The following is a 17,919-nucleotide window of genomic DNA, read 5'->3' as shown; positions in this document are numbered from 1 at the left end:
TAAGATTATCATGTTATTAAATCTAACAGAAGAACAAATCATACAATTAGCCCCGGATGCAGCCTCCGTAAAAGCCGGAAAAGGGTTGGCGACAAGAGCCAAGTGGGTGTTGCTGGAACACAGTGACCGTGCTATCTGGGGGCATTGCCAAGGAAGTGGGAAAACTCCATACCAGACCGTAATCGATACAAAAAACGTAGCATTCAAATGTTCCTGTCCCAGCCGGAAGTTTCCATGCAAACATGGATTGGGACTCTTATTTTTATATGCCGCACAGGCTGAGCAGTTCAAAGAAGCGGACGAACCGGAATGGGTGACTTCCTGGCTTTCCAAGCGGGAAGAAAAAGCCGAAAAGAAGGAACAGAAAGCCAAAAGCGACACGCCTGTAGATGAAGCAGCACAAGCCAAACGTCAGGCTATGCGCCACCAAAAGGTGCTGAACGGTATTGATGAACTGGAGATTTGGCTGAAAGACCTGCTACGCAACGGGTTAATCAATATACCGGAACGGGCTTATACTCTTTTCGACGGTATTGCCCGCCGTATGGTCGACGCCCAGGCTCCCGGACTTGCCAATCGGTTGAAAGCCATTCAGGAAATAAACTTCTACGAGGAAAGTTGGAAATACAAGTTAACCGACCAACTCGGAAAACTCTACCTCCTGATGAAGAGTTACCGGAACCTGGACCTGCAACCGGAAGAGTGGCAACAGGAAATCCGCACACAGATAGGTTATCCGCAAGCAAAAGAGGATGTGCTGGCGGGTGAAACAATTACCGACCAGTGGCTGGTACTCCATAAGAGAAGTCAGAAGATAAACGAGCTGAATAATGATATTTACTGGCTATACGGATGTCGGAGTAATCGTTTCGCCATCTATCTCAGTTTCACAGCTCCCGGAACCTTGGCGGAATTCAATCTTGTTCCCGGAAGTACCTACGACGGAAAACTCTGTTATTATAAAGGAGTAGGCAGTCTTCGAGCCTTATTCAAAGAATGTGAATTATCCGAAGAAGCGGTTATCCCGCATTTCTGTGCGAATCTGCAAGAAGCAACCGCCCGATACAGGGAAGCCCTGCAACAGAACCCATTTGCCGAAAATGTACCCGTATTAGTAGAAAATCTGCGACTGGCTGTTCAAGGGAAACAACTCTGTGTGCAGGATGCAAACAATGAACTGATGCCTGTGCAGATGCAAGACATCACCCGAACAGACATCCTGTCCGTCACGGGTGGAAAGCCGTTTGCCGCCTTCTTTCTGGCAGACGCCAATTGCTGGGAGCTAAATTCAATGTGGTATCAATCTGACTATTATATTTGGAGAGATGAACGTAACTGAACCAATCATTAATGCAGCCTTATTGGGAACCGCTGCCAAAGAATTCATTCCAAACGGTTTACCGGAAACTCTGGAAGAAAACTTCCGGTTGCTGCAAGAAAAGAGCGAAGATGCGGAAGACGCTTTCTATCAGTTTTCAGCCCTGACTTTCGCCTACAGCCGTGCCGGAATGGAACCGTTACCTGCCGGAGAAGCTATCGCCATGAATGAAGCTCCGGATGACAGTCTACCCTATTTCGACCGGAATGTTGGCGACCTGCTGATTCAGATGGTCAATGAACAGAACCGGCATCTTTTATTATATGCCTACCGGAAAGCTGCCCGGTGCAACAAGCTTATTCCGCCATTCTATCTGCGGACGCTAATCTCACATGCCTACGACCGCAATAATCCCGATAAGCACGAAGAGCAAGCACTGCTTTCTTCCTTAACAGGTAACCGTGGACGCTGGCTGCTTAGCCACATGGAATTACCGGACTGGGGAGATACCGGAAACGAAACTTGGGAAACAGCCTCGCATGAAGAACGGAAGCGGATACTGCAACGCCTGAGAAAAGAGAACCCCGGACAGGGACTTGCCTTGCTGCAAACCGAACTGAAAAATGAATCTGCCGCCCACCGCGACGAATTGATACAATGCCTGCGCGCCAATCTGAGTAAAGCGGATGAAAACTTCCTGCAAGAGATTGCCACTACCGACCGAAGCAGTAATGTAAAAGAAACCGCCCGTCGCCTGTTATGCAGTCTGCCCGACTCGGAACTGGTAAAAACATACTGTGACCTGCTGCGTGGAAAACTTCATTATAAGATGTTACTGGGCTGGTCATACGATAAAATCACCTTTACACCTGAGATGAAGAAATTGGGTTTGGAAGAGGTCAGTTCCAACAAGAAAGAAAAAGATGAAGAGTTTCTGCTCCGCCAACTCGCCGAACGTGTACCACTCAGTTTCTGGGCAGAGTTCTACGACTGTTCACCGGAGAAAGCCGCCGCAAAACTGGCAAAGAAGCCACCATTCGGTTCCTACTTCAACTTATGCCAGCCGATAGAAAACTTCGGTGGCAATCTGTGGGCGTATCAAACCCTGAAAGAAGATTCAAATGAAGCCTACGCCTCTTCGCTGATGGGATTACTGACGCCGGAGCAACGGGAGGAAATCAACTTCCAGACAGACAGCAAGAGCAATTATATTCCCGAACCCTGGTATAATGCGGACGGGACGCAATGGGGAATAAAATTCTCCACACGAGCTTTACAAAGATTGTTCCATAGCAATTATTACTATTATCCGAAAGAGATGGCAGAACGCCTATCGCTATACTTTCCTCCGGAGATGTTGCCCAAAGTGGAACAACAGGCAGTGGCATACGATGCCGACCATGCCATTGCCAAATTCTGCCGACTGACAGCGGAGTATATGAGAATGAAAGAAAAAATAAACAGCTTGTTTAATGACAATAAATAATACAAAACAATATGAGTACCTTACTTAGACAACATGCCGAACAGCAATTCGCAGAAGAGCTGCACGAACTGAAAAAGAATGAAACAAACTCTGTTCCCGAAAATTGGGAAATGTCTCCGCAATCGGTAGTCACCTATCTGATGGGTGGCAAACTGAAGAACGGATTTGAAGTTTCACCTAAATATATAGGTAACCGCCGTCTGATGGAGATAGCAGTAGCTACCCTGGTAACAGACCGCGCATTGCTGCTATACGGACTTCCCGGTACGGCGAAAAGCTGGGTGAGCGAGCATATTGCTGCTGCCATTTCCGGTAACTCCACACTGATAGTGCAAGGTACTGCCGGAACAGGAGAAGAAGCCATCCGCTACGGTTGGAACTATGCCCGACTGCTGGCAGAAGGACCCAGTGAAGGCGCACTGGTGCAAACCCCAATAATGAAGGCCATGCAGGAAGGCAAGATAGGACGTATCGAGGAGTTGACACGTATCGGCTCTGACGTGCAGGATACTCTGATCACGATTCTTTCGGAGAAAACACTTCCGGTTCCGGAGTTGAATAAAGAAGTACAAGCGATACGCGGTTTCAATATCATTGCAACAGCAAACAACCGCGACAAAGGAGTCAATGATCTGTCGAGTGCCTTGAAACGCCGTTTCAATACCGTTATTCTCCCTTTGCCGGATACGATTGACGAAGAGATAGACATTGTACGCCGCCGCGTGGAAAGCTTTGAAAAGGTGATGCAACTTCCGGCAGAGAAACCTGCGCTTGAAGAAATCCGTCGTGTAGTAACCATTTTCCGTGAACTGCGGCAGGGAGCTACCAATGATGGAAAGACGAAGTTGAAAGCACCCAGTGGTACATTAAGTACGGCCGAGGCTATCTCGGTGGTAAATAACGGTCTGGCCATGGCAGGTTATTTCGGAGACGGACAGATACATGCCGAAGACCTTGTTTCGGGCATTCTCGGAGCAGTGGTGAAAGATCCGGTACAGGATAAAGTGGTATGGCAGGAATACATGGAGACGGTAGTGAAGAACCGCGACGGATGGAAAGATATCTACCGTGCATCAAGGGATATGATCTGATACCTCCCACTCCATCATACGAACTAAAAGATTAAAAGAATGGCAATTCACTTATTAGGAATAAGGCATCACGGTCCCGGTTCATGCCGGAACGTACTGGAATACCTGCAAGAGCTTCAGCCCGATCTCATCTTGCTGGAAGGTCCGGCAGAAGCCGAGACTCTGCTTCCATGCGTGCTGAATGAGCAGATGGAACCACCCGTCGCCTTACTCGCCTATCAACCCGACCAGCCACAGAATGCGGTGTTCTATCCGTTTGCCGAATTCTCTCCGGAATGGCAGACGATAGTTTATGCCCTGCGGAACGAAGTACCGTTACGCTTCTTCGATTTACCACTGGTACATTCGATGGCGCAAAATCAGGAGCCCCATAATACAACCGAAGAGCAACAGGAGGAGATTATCCCCACCGTATACAGAGATCCTTTTGACTATCTGGCAGAAGCGGCCGGATATACAGACGGGGAGTCATGGTGGGAAACTACCATCGAGCACCGTAAAGACAGTGCCGATGTATTTCAGGCTGTGAAAGAAGCCGTAACTGCATTGCGGGAGGAACTTCCCGAACATACCTCTCCCCGTGACCAGCTCCGCGAAGCCTGGATGCGTAAGATGATCCGCACGGCACAGAAAGAAAACTTCGAACGCATCGCCGTGGTCTGTGGTGCCTGGCATGTGCCCGTCCTCGAAAATATGCCTAAAGTAAAAGAGGATAACGAACTGCTGAAAGGACTGCCCAAAATAAAAATAGAATGTACCTGGATTCCCTGGACATACGACCGGCTTGCTTTCCGCAGCGGATACGGAGCCGGCATAGAATCCCCGGGCTGGTATCATTATCTTTGGCATCATCCGCAGGACGACGGTACCCTCTGGATCAGTCAGGCTGCTTCCCTTTTCCGCAAGAAGAATATGGATATCTCCGTAGCCCATGTCATCGAAACTGTGCGTCTGGCACAAGTGACGGCTGCTTTACGCAATCTCCCCGCCCCTTCACTGGCTGAGTTTAATGAAGCCATCACCACCGTCATGGGCTTTGGCGACGATATCCTTTTACAAATCATCAAGGAAGAACTTATCATCAGTAACCGTCTGGGACGTGTTCCCGACGATGTACCCAAAGTTCCCTTGCTGGTAGATGTGGAAAAGACTCAAAAACGGCTGCGTGTTCCATTTACAGCCGAAATCAAAGAGCTGACTCTCGACCTTCGTAAACCGAATGATCTGGATAGAAGTATCTTCTTCCATCGCCTGCACCTGCTCGACATAGATTGGGCAATTCCGGGCGGTACTGACGGTAAAGGTACTTTCAAAGAAAAATGGACACTCTACCATAAGCCGGAACAGATTATAAGCATCATCGAAAAGGCTATCTGGGGAAATACACTGGAAGAAGCAACGCAGAAGTTTCTGCTCAAACAGACGAAAGAGATACGGCTTCCGGAACTCACCCGGCTGCTCGACCGGGTAATCCCTGCCAATCTACCGGACTTAGTGGAGGCCATGACGATGCAACTCGACCGCCTCTCGGCCGCCTCCACTGATATTATCGAGATGATGGAGGCAGTACCCGATCTGGTAAATATCGTCCGCTACGGCAATGTCCGTAATCTGGATTTCTCAAAGGTAGGCGATATGCTCCAAGCTATGATTGCCCGTATCCTTGCAGGTGGAGTACTTGTTTGTATCAATATAGACGAGGAAGCCGCTACGGACATACTCAACAAACTGGTGTCTACGGATTACGCAGTTTCCACTCTCAATGATCCGGAACTGAACAGGATGTGGCTGGAATTCATCCGCCAGGTGCGTACATCCGTTAATGTACATCCGCTGTTGTCCGGCTATGCCACACGGCTGCTGAACGACAAGGGAGACATTTCAGCCGAAGAAGCGCAAAATACCCTTAGTTATTATTCTTCCATCGGTAATGCTCCGGCAGATATGGCCTACTGGTTCGAAGGTTTCCTCCGTTCTTCCGGTTCCATTCTGCTGCTGGATGATAATTTGTGGAACCTGGTAAATACCTGGGTATGTTCGCAGGAAAAAGAAACCTTCATGGAACTGCTTCCCATACTGAAACGCACGTTCAGCGAATTCAGTCCCGCAGAACGCCGGAAGTTGGGTGAGAAAGCCAAGGCGGGCGGTGCAGGCGGCATACAGACTGCAACAGCCTCAGCAACTTCACACAATGAAGAAGAAGCTGTGAGGGTGATTCCCTTGATTCACCGGTTATTAGGAATTGAAACGAAGTAAAGAGAAAACAATGGAAGAAGAATATCTGAAAAGGTGGCGCCTGATACTGGGTGGAAACGAAGCCGATGGAACGGGTATCACACTGACACCGGAAGAGCAACGCATCGACCAGTCATTAGAAGCCGTATATGACAGCGACCGCCGCGGAGGACTCGGATCATCCGCCCCAAAGGTAAGCCGCTGGCTGGGAGATATCCGTGAGTTCTTTCCGCAGACTGTAGTACAGGTCATTCAGCGCGATGCCATCAAACGGCTGAATATCACCTCACTGTTGACGGAAAAGGAAATGCTTGAAACGGTAGTGCCGGATGTGCATCTTGTAGCTACACTGATGTCACTCAGCCGGGTTATTCCTGAAAAGAATAAGGAAATGGCACGGCAGGTAGTCCGCAAAGTGGTGGACGAACTGCTACGCAAGCTCTCCGCCCCTACCCAACAGGCTGTGACGGGAGCGCTCAACCGTTCTGCACGGCGGAGAAATCCACGTTATAACGAGATAGACTGGAAGACCACCATCACCAAGAATTTGAAAAACTACCAACCGGAATACAAGACTATCATCCCGGAAGTCCGTATCGGTTACGGCAGAAAACGGAAAGCGATGAAAGACATCATCCTCTGTCTGGACCAGAGCGGTTCAATGGGGACATCCGTCATTTACTCCGGAATCTTCGGGTCTGTACTGGCTTCCATTCCGGCAGTGAACACGCGGATGGTGGTATTTGATACGGCTGTGGTAGACCTTACCGATGACTTGCAAGATCCGGTAGACTTACTCTTCGGTGTACAGTTGGGTGGCGGTACGGATATCGCCCGCGCCCTGACCTATTGCCAGGGAGTAATCACCCGTCCGCAAGATACGGTGCTGGTACTGGTGACCGACTTGTATGAAGGGGGCGATCCGAGAGAAATGCGAAAGAAGTTCGTATCACTGGTGAACAGTGGCGTGCAACTTATCGTACTGCCCGCCCTGAATGATGACGGTGCCCCTTCTTATGACAAAAATCATGCAGAATTTCTGGCAAATATCGGTGTACCTACCTTTGCTTGTACGCCCGATAGGTTCCCCGACCTGATGGCGGCGGCACTCAGTAAGCAGGATATAGGAATGTGGGTATCGCAGAATGTCAAGAGCACTTAATTTTGTGACAATCTATATTCGCAGGGAGATACCCCTACCAGTTTTCTAAACAGGTTGCTGAAATATTGTACGCTTGGATAGCCCAATTTTTCAGCAACCGAGCTTACTGTATCGCCTTTGCCTAATAGCATCTCCTTAGCGACTTCCAGCCTTTTCAACTGGAAGTATTCATCCAGATTCTTCCCCGTTTCAAACTTCAATAAATCGCTGAAATAACGGGGAGATAAATGAAGTATATCTGCGCAGTATTTTGTAGAGGGTAATACACCGTTTTTCAATTGTCCGGACTGGATATAGTCATCCAACGCAATATCCATCTTGTTCAATATCACCTTATTGACTTCATTCCGAGTGATAAACTGACGGTCATAGAAACGGGAACAATAATCCAACAGGAGTTCTATATATCTTGAAATCAAGGTCTTGCTATGACAGTCTATTGCATGTTGCAGTTCCTTCTCAATATTGTACATACATTCAATTGCTTTATCCTTTTCGCGCAAGGAAAGGTGCAACGCTTCATTCAGATGATAAGAAAAGAAAGAGTAATTCTTAATGTTCCGCCCTAATGAAGTGCTGCAAAGCAAGTCGGGATGAAAAGCCAACAACCAGCCCTTTCGGGGAAATGCCTTTCCTTCGTTGATATTGATGGATTGTCCAGGAGTCAGGAAAATCATTGTTGCATTAGAATAGTCGTAATATTTACGCCCGTAGATGAAATCCTCACATTCGCATTCCAACAGTAAGATGGTGTAGAAATCGAACTTGATAGTACGCTGCATCACATTGGCTTTAGATAAGTCAATGGCGCTCACCAACGGATGTAAGGTCTTATTTCCCAAACAGCAATTGCACTGGTGTACGGTCTCTATGTTCAATATATCCTTTTTCAAAACTGTACATTTTGCAGTCTATATTCATTGGGCGTACAGCCGACACGTTTTTTGAACAGGCGACTGAGGTGTTGCGGATATTGAAATCCCAAGGTGTAAGCAATTTCACTGATTGTCTCGTCCGTTTCAACGATATGTTCTTTAGCCAGTTCGATCACTTTCATCTGAATATGCTCCTGAGGTGTCATACCAGTTTCTTTCTTAATCATGTCACCGAAATAATTGGGCGAGAGATAGATTTTATCCGCAAAGTATTTCACGGACGGCAAGCCATCCTGTACAGGAAGATTGCTTCTGAAATATTCATCCAGAAGTTGCTCAAACTTGGTAAGAGAGTCTTTATTGGCGCCGCTCCGGGTGATGAACTGGCGTTCATAGAACCGCATACAGTAATTGAGCAGAAGCTCGATATTCATAGCAATTAATGCTTTACTATGCTTATCAATAGGATGCTCCAGCTCGATGCTGATCTTTTTCAGGCAATCCATCACAGTCTCTTTTTCCTGATCGGACAGGTGCAAAGCCTCGCTTACTGAATAAGAGAAGAAAGTATAATCCTTTATTGTCTTTCCGAGGGAGGTTCCGCGAATCAGGTCGGGATGAAAGAGGATGCCGTACACTTCTTGCTGCACTACATCATTCAGCATCTCTACTCCGGCGGTCTGGCCGGGAGCAAAGCAAACGATGGTTCCTTCCTGATAGTCATAATGCTGGCGACCATACTTGATATCACAGTTCTTAGCTCCTTTCAGAAAGAGTGCATAGAGACCATAAGTCATTTGGATATGATTGACCGATTTGGTTGCTTTGGTAAGATCCACCACACTCACCAGAGGATGCAGGGTTTCCAATCCGTAGAGACTGTTATAGTGATCTACATTATCTAATTTTATAACTCTATCCATATTCATAAGTATTTGAACTGCAACAAAGATAGAAATTATTTCAATTGAGAAATCAGGTATCTGTAATTGGGGTTATCATATCCGTAATAAGGGTACAAATTTCAGGATACAGCTTCAAAACAAAGACAACATTCGCATATCATCCAAAGCTTTCGGCTGATATTTTATCTCACTGAATACTCCCGTAAAGCCATCACCACGAGAACCGTGTGCCGCGAAACCTACTTTAATCTTCCCCTTCGTCCCAAGATTGAAATTCCTGACCATCAACCAGTTTTTATTGTCAGAGGAGTAGAAGAATGAATATTCCGATCCCCTCTTCACTACTGCCATATATGCGTAATCGCCTGCCGGCATGGAGTTGCAGTCATCAGAGAAAGTACGGGTGACAACGGAAACAATTGTCGGCTGAAGATGAACCGAGTTCTCATAACAGAATTTCGCCCAGACATCATCATCCTGATAAATGACAAGGGCAGCTACATCATAGACCGACTTCAATTTGCCTGTAACCCGTGCACTCATTGTAAAATCAGCTTCCGGCTCAAACAGGATAAGCGGGGCGTTCGCAACCTTCGACTTCCCGGAAGGGCTGTTGAAAAGATTCGTCTTTCCTGCCGCAGTTATGCTGATCCGGTCTTTTTCTATTTCATAATCAACAGGGCGGTTGTGGATAATCAGATTGTGCGGAATGGTGGAAATGCGCTTATTAATATCTGTCACCTGAAAGGATTTAGGCGTGTTATGCCAGGAAAGAAGAAAAGGAATAGAGCTCAACTTGAACTGATTCTGCGCCGATGCAGGGATAGCTAACAGGAAAAATAAAACGAGATAGCTAAGTTTTTTCATAAATGTATTGTATTAGTTTCGGACAAAAATAGACACATCCATCGGCTTTCTTCGTAAGAGTATACTAATTAAACGGAAAAGAAACTAAAACATCATTTACGATGCCTATTGGCGAACAGCAGGAACAGGTTATTCTTTATTCTCATAAACATTGCTGAACTTGTGCCTGTTTTGGTGAAGATTAATTTTAGTACCGTTATGGAAGATAAAGAAAAGAAAAATGTAGTGTCAGCAGGTGATAACCTGACTGACTACATGGAGACGGTAATTGCCGACCTGGAAAAAGAAGGGAAATTTCCGGCAGCACATGTTTACCGGAGTGTACTGCGCTCTTTTACCCGTTTTTGGAATGCCTCTGCACCGATGCGAAACGATCCGACATCAATGTCGAACGTCCTTGCACCGATACAGGATGTCTTTACACCGGAGCGACTGAAGGAGTATGAGACATGGCTAACGGAATGTGAATGTAGTCCGAACACTATTTCCACTTACATGCGCACGCTTCAGGCAGTGTATAACCGTTGGATGCCGCCCGGCATGGTAGACTACAATCCGGTATTGTTCAAGGAATTGTATACCAAAGTAGAGTCGCGCACCAAGCGGGCACTAACAGCGGGTCAGATGCGACAGTTAGAAACTACAGAATTCTGTGCGTTGTCGCTACCGCAACAGCGTGTACTTGCTTGCTTCATGCTGATGTTCATGCTTCGCGGTATGCCTTTCATCGACCTGGCACATTTGCGGAAACAGAACTTGCAAGGCAGGCGTATCGTCTACCGGCGTCACAAGACAGGTAAATTGATGGTGGTGGACGTGCCGCCGGACGCATTCCGGTTGCTACAAAAGTACAGAAACAGGGCTGAATCGGAGTATTTGTTCCCGATACTGAATGAGGCATCTCCGGGTAAAGAACGGTATCATCTTTATCAGGATACACTGCGCCGCTTCAACCGGGAACTGGCACAGCTGATGAAGAAACTTCTGCCCGGTGTTTCCGTGAGTTCGTATACCGCCCGCCATACGTGGGCGACGCTGGCTTATCATAGCGGAACACCTCTGGGACTTATCAGCCAGTCGTTGGGACATTCGTCCATACGGGTGACGATGAGTTATCTGAAGCCCTTTGATGCGGAGGTAATAGACAAAGTAAACAGACAAGTGATTGCCTTAGTGAAAGGAAGTAAAAAGAAGAAAGTCGATAGTGTCAACATGTTGTACGGCACTTTATTGAGGTGATATTACTTGCATAGTAACGGCAAAAGTCACATACAAAGATGCATACTTTTTGACAAAGAAGCAAACGAATGCTAATAAAACAGCTATTTAATCTTATATTTTACTATCTGGACTCCTCTTCACTATCCTAATAGATATACGAAATATAATTCCGCCTTCAATCCCTGAAAACGGATGCACTATTTGTGCGCCTTATTACCAAGACAACTTCTATTTATATGCTCATTCCTGGGTTGGGTGCCGTCCAAAAACGCTTTTTCAACCTGCACCACTATAGTTGTCTGCCGTTACTATGCAAGTAACCCCACACAATCACATTAATTATACAACTTATGAAGAATACAGAACTACACATCAAGAAAGGAGACCATGTATGGGTACAGATATACAATGGGCGAGATTACTCCTTTCATCCACGCCTTGCGGAAGTGATTGCTACTTTGCATCTGCGCATCTCCTGTGAAGTAGTTCCTTATGTGGCACTGCGTTATCTGGACAACCATAGCTGTGCATGCGTCCCTTATGAACAAATCTGTGGAATATGCGATAAATCCCCCTAATCATCAACTGAAATACTTTCAGCAAGCAATAATTAAATAAATCCTGACAGCCAAGATGAACCATAGAAGCCTCTAAAGAGTGTCATTGACACTTAGCACAAGTATGCCCGACACTTAGCACAAGTGTCCGTGACACTTAGCACAAGTATCGATGACACTTCTTATAAGTCTCCCACCCCCTTCAGAATGGTCTACAGGGCATGTTTTACTTAAAAACCATAACGTATGGCATTTTTCAAACCTATTTACAAAAAGATGTCCAAGAAGTGGCATCCCCAGGCCGTGAGCGTGGGTAAACCTATCGAGATGGACGAGCTTTGCAAGCAAATCGCCCTCATCTCCACTGTGAGCAGCGCCGACAGTAAGGCCACGCTCGAAGCCCTCGGCCTGGTGCTGGGGAGCAGTATGAACACCGGTCGCACCGTCCACGTGGAAGGTCTGGGCACTTTCTACTACACCTGCATCTCCAACGGCAAGGGCGTGGACAGCGCCGAGAAGGTGAACGCCAACCAAATCTCCGGTACTCGCGTCCGCTTCATCCCCGAGTCGCGCCGCCAAGGCAGCGCCATCACCCGCGCCCTCATCGGCGAGAATGTGACGTGGACCAACGTCAGTTCCATCAGTGGTCTTGACGGCACCGGTTCCGGTAAACCGAGCGGCGGAGACGGTGGCTTAGAAGAAGACCCGTTGGGATAAGAAGACAACGCAACGCACCTCTATTCAAAAAAAGCGCCCCGCTGCACAATGATGATGCAGCGGGGCGCTTTTGCATTTATAAGAAACTGTATTTGGGGTTATCATATCCGTAATTTATCTACAAAGGAAATGCTACGTTTCCCCGACCTTTGCAGTACAAAAAAGAAATATATGAAGAATAAATTCAAACTCAATTCAAGTACCCTACTTGTATTCATCCTCACAACCGGTGTATTCGGAATAATCAATACCGAAATGGGTGTGATTGGAATTTTGCCCCTGATAGCCGAGAACTTTCAAGTAACTGTTCCGGAAGCGGGTTGGACGGTCAGTATATTTGCGCTGGTAGTAGCAATATCCGCTCCCATCACCCCTTTACTATTTTCGGGTATCAACCGGAAAAAGGTGATGATACTGGCACTGGGATTATTTACATTAAGTAATGTCATCTCCATGATGACCACTAATTTTACGGTGTTGCTGATATCCCGTGCACTCCCGGCATTCCTTCATCCGGTATATGTATCTATGGCTTTCACGGTAGCGGCAGCATCTGTCAGTAAGGAAAAGGCACCAAAGGCGGTAGCAAAGGTATTCATCGGCGTATCAGCTGGTATGGTGCTGGGAGTACCGGTGACAAGCTACATTGCAAGTGAAGTTTCATATTCAATGGGCATGTTATTCTTCACCGTTGTAAATGCACTGGTACTGGTTGCAACCATCCTGTTTGTACCTTCTATGCCGGTCAAAGAGAAACTGTCCTACGGTACACAACTCAGTGTATTAAAAAAGAAAGTAGTCTGGTACTCCATTCTTGCTATCACGCTGATTAACGGAGCCTTATTCGGATTCTTCAGCTATATGTCCGATTACTTGAAGACAATCACCGGGGTTTCGTACACCGTAATCAGTACAATGCTACTGATTTATGGACTGGCCAATATAATAGGAAATGTAATAGCCGGAAAGCAACTGGCGGTCAATCCGGTACGTAGTATGATAATGATTCCTTTGGCACTACTGGCCTTTTATATAGGAGTATTCGCTTTCGGGGAATGGCTGATGGCAATGGCAGTTATCATTCTGATCCTGGGAATTCTGGCAGGATACGGACAGAACACCATGCAATACATGATAACGCATGCCGCTCCCGAAGCACCGGATTTTGCCAACGGACTGTATTTATTGTCTGCCAATCTCGGTACTACAGTAGGTGCAGCCGTCTGCGGATTGTTTATCACCTTCTTCAATACGCGTTATTCCGTCATCGGATCTTTGGTTTTCCTTGTTTTAAGCATTGTATTCGTCGTATTAAGAATACGTGCTACACAATCCGAAAGACAAATCAGAATGGAAATGGCTGCATAAGAAATAAGAAGTGGTTTTAACTTTATAATATAAAATGATTATGACTAAGAAAGTATTGATTTTATCATCCAGCCCTCGTCGTGGCGGAAACTCCGACACCCTTTGCAACGAATTTATGCGAGGAGCAATTGAAAGTGGTAACGAAGCAGAAAAGGTTTTCCTGCGTGACAAGACAATCCATTATTGCACAGGATGCAGCACATGTAGCCTGCACGGAAAACCTTGCCCGCAGAAAGACGATGCGGCAGAGATTATAGAGAAGATGGTGGCAGCCGATGTAATAGTTATGGCTACACCCGTTTATTTCTACACGATGAGTGCACAGATGAAAACATTGATAGATCGTTGTTGTGGCCTCTATACGGAAATGAAGAATAAGGAATTTTATTTCATTGTCACCGCTGCCGAAGATGATCGGAAACTGATGGAACGTACCGTGGACACTTTCCAGGGATTTCTGGATTGCCTGGAAAGTCCAACCATCAAAGGAGTTGTGTATGGAACCGGAGTTTGGCATGTGGGCGAAATAAAAGATAAACCAGCCCTACGGGAAGCTTATAAAATGGGAAAAGAAATAGAATAATTTATAGGATTTAAAAAAAGAATAATAATGAGTCATTTTAGAATTTACATTCCTACCCGCACCTTGTTTGGTGCCGGTATGGTGAAGGAACTTCACAATCAGCAATTGCCCGGAAAGAAAGCAATGATTGTTATTTCAAACGGTCGCTCTACCAAGGATAACGGATATCTGAATACAGTAGAAGCCGAACTCCAGCAAGCAGGTGTTGAAACTGCCGTATTTGACCAGGTAGAAGCCAATCCGTTAAAATCAACCGTAATGGCAGGAGCCGCTTTTGCCAAGGAAAACAATTGCGACTTTTTAGTTGCCCTGGGTGGTGGAAGCGTAATGGACGCCTCCAAAGCGATGGCATTCATGGCCACGAATCCCGGCGATGTATGGGATTACATCAGTGGCGGAACCGGAAAAGGACAAACGATGGTAAACAAGCCCCTACCCCTGGTTTGCATTACGACCACTGCCGGAACAGGTTCCGAAGCCGATCAATGGGGCGTTATCACCAATGATGAAACCAATGAGAAAATAGGCTTTGGCGGTTATGATGAACTCTTTCCGGTGCTGTCTATTGTCGATCCGGAGTTGATGAAATCTGTTCCACCTAAGTTCACGGCCTATCAGGGATTTGATGCGTTGTTCCACTCTACAGAATGTTATATCTCTAAAACTGCCAGTCTGATGAGCGATATGTACGCATTGACCGCTATTGAAAATGTAGCTAAATATCTACCGCGTGCAGTTGCCAACGGAGCTGATATGGAGGCTCGTGAAAGAGTCGCATTCGCCAATAATCTGTCCGGTGCGGTAATGACCTTTTGCAGCACTACTGCCGAACACTCTTTGGAACACGCAATGAGCGCTTATCATCAGGAGCTGCCACATGGTGCCGGATTGATTATGATCTCCAAAGCATTCTATGAATTCTTTATAGAGAAGCATGCCTGTGATGAACGATTCATCAAAATGGCACAAGCGATGGGTATGCCGGAAGCTGATAAACCGGAAGACTTTATCACCATGCTGGTAAAACTTCAGGAAGCTTGTGGAGTGGCAAACCTGAAGATGAGTAATTATGGATTTACGCCCGATGAATTTGATACCCTTGCCACCAATGCCAAGGAAACAATGGGCGGATTATTCCTTGCCAACCCTTACGAATTGAAGCACAAAGACTGCGTGGAGATTTATCGTAAATCGTTTCGTTAATTCATAAAACCAGTTATTGTACGAGGCTGTATCCGGGTTAATTTCATGTTCTGAACGATAATGAGAAACATGAATTTATCTTCCGATGCAGCCTCTTTTGTACCCAATAAACAAAATCTGTAATCCGGGTTATTATGTCCGTAATCCGTCTACAAGGAGTATCTCATTTCCGCCGTATTTTTGCAATATAGAAAAAAGGTAATCAATCATTTAATAAACAACAAACAAAAAACTTGAATAATGGAACTAATTAAAGACACTCATTACGAAGGTGAACGCCCTTTGTTCGCCGCTCACAATCTTCATCTGGAAAACGTAACGATCCATACCGGCGAATCTGCCCTGAAAGAATGTAGTAATATCGAAGCTGTAAATTGCCGTTTCGAAGGAAAATATCCTTTCTGGCATAACGATGGTTTCGTTGTGAAAAACTGCCTGTTTACGGAAGGAGCACGTGCCGCCCTCTGGTATTCCAATAATTTGCAAATGACAGACACTTTGGTAGAAGCACCGAAGATGTTCCGTGAAATGGATGGTATCCGACTGGAAAACGTACAACTGCCCTATGCACTGGAAACCCTCTGGTTTTGCCGGAATGCAGAGTTGAAGAATGTAAAAGTAGACAAAGGTGATTACCTGTTTGTACACGGTGAAAATATCAGGATTGATGACTTTGAGATGAATGGTAACTACTCTTTCCAATACTGCAAAAACGTAGAAATCCGTAATGCGGTAATCAATTCAAAGGACGCTTTCTGGAATACGGAAAACGTGACGGTTTACGACTCTGTATTGAATGGGGAATATTTAGGCTGGCATTCCAGAAATCTGCGTCTGGTGAACTGCAAGATTTCAGGTACACAGCCGCTTTGCTATGCCCACGATCTGATTATGGAAAACTGCACGATGACAGAAGATGCAGACCTCGCTTTTGAATATAGCAGTGTACAGGCCACTATCCATAGTCCGGTTCACAGTGTAAAAAATCCACGTACAGGAAGTATCACTGCCGAAAGTTTCGGAGCTATTATCCTGGATGAGAATATAAAAGCACCGGGCAACTGTGAATTGAAATTATGGGACGACCAAACCTGTTTTGACTGATTAGGTATGAAATACAATTTTGATGAAATCATTCCACGCCGGGGTACGAACTCCTACAAATGGGATTCTGCCAATGATGCCGACGTATTGCCAATGTGGGTAGCCGATATGGATTTCCGTACAGCCCCAGCTGTAACAGAAGCGCTGAAAAAGCGAGTAGAACATGGTATCTTCGGTTATGTCCGCGTGCCTGACAGCTATTATCATGCGGTAATCCACTGGTTCGACAGACGTCATAATTGGAAAATAGAGAGAGAATGGATAATCTATACAACCGGAGTAGTACCGGCTTTGTCAGCAGTCATAAAAGCCCTGACGAATCCTGGTGATAGAGTTCTGGTGCAGACTCCGGTGTATAATTGCTTCTTTTCTTCCATCCGTAATAATGGTTGTGAGATGATTTCCAATCCATTGATCTATGAGGATAACACCTATCGGATTGATTTTGACGATCTGGAGAAGAAAGCGGCAGACCCGAAAGTAAAATTACTGTTGTTGTGTAATCCGCACAATCCGGCCGGAAGAGTCTGGAGCAAACAGGAATTAATACGTATTGGTGAGATTTGCCTCCGGAATGATGTATGGGTGGTATCAGATGAAATACATTGTGAACTGGTCTTTCCGGGACATACTTATACACCTTTTGCATCTCTTTCAGAAGAGTTCCGGATGCACTCCGTCACTTGCACATCACCCAGCAAAGCTTTTAACCTGGCCGGACTTCAGATTGCAAACATCATTTCTGCTGATGCAGATATACGCAGAAAAATAGATAAAGCCATTAATATCAACGAGGTTTGTGATGTGAATCCATTCGGTGTGGAGGCATTGATAGCCGCCTATAGTGAAGGGGAAGAATGGCTGGAAGAACTAAAAAGTTATCTGTTTGCCAATTATCAGTATCTGAGAAACTATTTCAATGATCATCTACCGGATTTCCCCGTACTTAAATTAGAAGGTACTTATCTGGTATGGGTAGATTGTTCGGTGTTGAAGAAGTCATCAGAAGAAATCGTGACAGCTCTCCTGAAAAAAGAAAAGGTCTGGGTCAATGAAGGCAGTATGTACGGGAAAGACGGAGACAATTTTATCCGTATCAATATTGCCTGTCCGCGGCAACAGTTGGCTAAAGGTTTGGAGAGGCTGAAACATGCCTTCGGACAACTTTCTTAAAATCTCCTATAACTATATAAAAATGGACCTTCATAAAACCATATCATTATAAGC

General features: G+C 45.9%; 16 protein-coding genes. 13 read left to right on the top strand and 3 right to left on the bottom strand.

Annotation, left to right across the window (positions count from 1 at the left end):
* Positions 1-10 precede the first annotated feature (10 nt).
* Genes K429_RS0122065 through K429_RS0122045 form a run of 5 tightly spaced genes read left to right on the top strand, consistent with a single transcriptional unit; the run spans position 11 to position 7,292 of the window.
* Complete coding sequence (locus K429_RS0122065) at positions 11-1,339, top strand: SWIM zinc finger domain-containing protein (RefSeq protein WP_029328068.1); 1,329 nt, start codon at positions 11-13, stop codon at positions 1,337-1,339.
* Complete coding sequence (locus K429_RS0122060; RefSeq protein WP_029328067.1) at positions 1,326-2,804, top strand: DUF5691 domain-containing protein; 1,479 nt, start codon at positions 1,326-1,328, stop codon at positions 2,802-2,804. Before K429_RS0122065 ends, K429_RS0122060 begins: the two co-directional genes overlap by 14 nt.
* Positions 2,805-2,815: 11 nt before the next feature.
* Positions 2,816-3,895, top strand: a complete 1,080-nt coding sequence (locus K429_RS0122055; protein WP_029328066.1) for an AAA family ATPase — start codon at positions 2,816-2,818, stop codon at positions 3,893-3,895.
* Positions 3,896-3,934: 39 nt separating this feature from the next.
* Entirely contained in the window at positions 3,935-6,151 is a 2,217-nt protein-coding gene (locus K429_RS0122050; protein WP_029328064.1) for a DUF5682 family protein, read from the top strand.
* Between the two features lie 10 nt (positions 6,152-6,161).
* Positions 6,162-7,292, top strand: a complete 1,131-nt coding sequence (locus K429_RS0122045; protein WP_029328063.1) for a VWA domain-containing protein — start codon at positions 6,162-6,164, stop codon at positions 7,290-7,292.
* Here the strand turns inward: K429_RS0122045 and K429_RS0122040 are convergent.
* From K429_RS0122040 to K429_RS0122030, 3 genes are all read right to left on the bottom strand, one after another.
* Positions 7,289-8,185, bottom strand: a complete 897-nt coding sequence (locus K429_RS0122040) for an AraC family transcriptional regulator (protein ID WP_029328062.1) — start codon at positions 8,183-8,185, stop codon at positions 7,289-7,291. The genes K429_RS0122045 and K429_RS0122040 overlap by 4 nt on opposite strands.
* Positions 8,182-9,090, bottom strand: a complete 909-nt coding sequence (locus K429_RS0122035; protein ID WP_007216284.1) for an AraC family transcriptional regulator — start codon at positions 9,088-9,090, stop codon at positions 8,182-8,184. Before K429_RS0122035 ends, K429_RS0122040 begins: the two co-directional genes overlap by 4 nt.
* 114 nt (positions 9,091-9,204) lie before the next feature.
* Complete coding sequence (locus tag K429_RS0122030; RefSeq protein ID WP_029328060.1) at positions 9,205-9,939, bottom strand: DUF1349 domain-containing protein; 735 nt, start codon at positions 9,937-9,939, stop codon at positions 9,205-9,207.
* Positions 9,940-10,137: 198 nt separating this feature from the next.
* Between K429_RS0122030 and K429_RS0122025 the strand changes: the two genes are divergently transcribed.
* From K429_RS0122025 to K429_RS0121990, 8 genes are all read left to right on the top strand, one after another.
* Positions 10,138-11,178, top strand: a complete 1,041-nt coding sequence (locus K429_RS0122025) for a site-specific integrase (protein WP_029328059.1) — start codon at positions 10,138-10,140, stop codon at positions 11,176-11,178.
* A gap of 332 nt (positions 11,179-11,510) precedes the next feature.
* Positions 11,511-11,738, top strand: a complete 228-nt coding sequence (locus K429_RS0122020; protein ID WP_007216281.1) for a hypothetical protein — start codon at positions 11,511-11,513, stop codon at positions 11,736-11,738.
* Between the two features lie 225 nt (positions 11,739-11,963).
* Entirely contained in the window at positions 11,964-12,434 is a 471-nt protein-coding gene (locus tag K429_RS0122015) for an HU family DNA-binding protein (RefSeq protein WP_029328057.1), read from the top strand.
* Positions 12,435-12,605: 171 nt separating this feature from the next.
* A complete protein-coding gene (locus tag K429_RS0122010) occupies positions 12,606-13,802 on the top strand; it encodes an MFS transporter (protein ID WP_029328055.1) in 1,197 nt (398 codons plus the stop codon).
* 40 nt (positions 13,803-13,842) lie between these two features.
* Complete coding sequence (locus K429_RS0122005; protein WP_029328054.1) at positions 13,843-14,385, top strand: flavodoxin family protein; 543 nt, start codon at positions 13,843-13,845, stop codon at positions 14,383-14,385.
* A 27-nt stretch (positions 14,386-14,412) separates the two neighbouring features.
* Positions 14,413-15,588 (top strand): iron-containing alcohol dehydrogenase, encoded by a 1,176-nt coding sequence (locus K429_RS0122000; RefSeq protein ID WP_029328053.1) that lies wholly within the window; start codon positions 14,413-14,415, stop codon positions 15,586-15,588.
* A 240-nt stretch (positions 15,589-15,828) separates the two neighbouring features.
* A complete protein-coding gene (locus K429_RS0121995) occupies positions 15,829-16,692 on the top strand; it encodes a DUF3737 family protein (protein WP_029328052.1) in 864 nt (287 codons plus the stop codon).
* A 6-nt stretch (positions 16,693-16,698) separates the two neighbouring features.
* Positions 16,699-17,865 (top strand): MalY/PatB family protein, encoded by a 1,167-nt coding sequence (locus tag K429_RS0121990; RefSeq protein ID WP_029328051.1) that lies wholly within the window; start codon positions 16,699-16,701, stop codon positions 17,863-17,865.
* Positions 17,866-17,919: the final 54 nt, after the last annotated feature.

It is taken from the genome of Bacteroides sp. 14(A) (assembly GCF_000526555.1).
Lineage (GTDB): Bacteria > Bacteroidota > Bacteroidia > Bacteroidales > Bacteroidaceae > Bacteroides > Bacteroides cellulosilyticus.
This window is presented reverse-complemented; position numbering and strand designations above follow the sequence as displayed.

Coding starts and splice junctions, on each gene's coding strand:
- K429_RS0122065 (WP_029328068.1), top strand. CDS start 11: ATGTTATTAAATCTAACAGAAGAACAAATCATACAATTAGCCCCGGAT.
- K429_RS0122060 (WP_029328067.1), top strand. CDS start 1,326: ATGAACGTAACTGAACCAATCATTAATGCAGCCTTATTGGGAACCGCT.
- K429_RS0122055 (WP_029328066.1), top strand. CDS start 2,816: ATGAGTACCTTACTTAGACAACATGCCGAACAGCAATTCGCAGAAGAG.
- K429_RS0122050 (WP_029328064.1), top strand. CDS start 3,935: ATGGCAATTCACTTATTAGGAATAAGGCATCACGGTCCCGGTTCATGC.
- K429_RS0122045 (WP_029328063.1), top strand. CDS start 6,162: ATGGAAGAAGAATATCTGAAAAGGTGGCGCCTGATACTGGGTGGAAAC.
- K429_RS0122035 (WP_007216284.1), bottom strand. CDS start 9,090: ATGGATAGAGTTATAAAATTAGATAATGTAGATCACTATAACAGTCTC.
- K429_RS0122030 (WP_029328060.1), bottom strand. CDS start 9,939: ATGAAAAAACTTAGCTATCTCGTTTTATTTTTCCTGTTAGCTATCCCT.
- K429_RS0122025 (WP_029328059.1), top strand. CDS start 10,138: ATGGAAGATAAAGAAAAGAAAAATGTAGTGTCAGCAGGTGATAACCTG.
- K429_RS0122020 (WP_007216281.1), top strand. CDS start 11,511: ATGAAGAATACAGAACTACACATCAAGAAAGGAGACCATGTATGGGTA.
- K429_RS0122015 (WP_029328057.1), top strand. CDS start 11,964: ATGGCATTTTTCAAACCTATTTACAAAAAGATGTCCAAGAAGTGGCAT.
- K429_RS0122010 (WP_029328055.1), top strand. CDS start 12,606: ATGAAGAATAAATTCAAACTCAATTCAAGTACCCTACTTGTATTCATC.
- K429_RS0122005 (WP_029328054.1), top strand. CDS start 13,843: ATGACTAAGAAAGTATTGATTTTATCATCCAGCCCTCGTCGTGGCGGA.
- K429_RS0122000 (WP_029328053.1), top strand. CDS start 14,413: ATGAGTCATTTTAGAATTTACATTCCTACCCGCACCTTGTTTGGTGCC.
- K429_RS0121995 (WP_029328052.1), top strand. CDS start 15,829: ATGGAACTAATTAAAGACACTCATTACGAAGGTGAACGCCCTTTGTTC.
- K429_RS0121990 (WP_029328051.1), top strand. CDS start 16,699: ATGAAATACAATTTTGATGAAATCATTCCACGCCGGGGTACGAACTCC.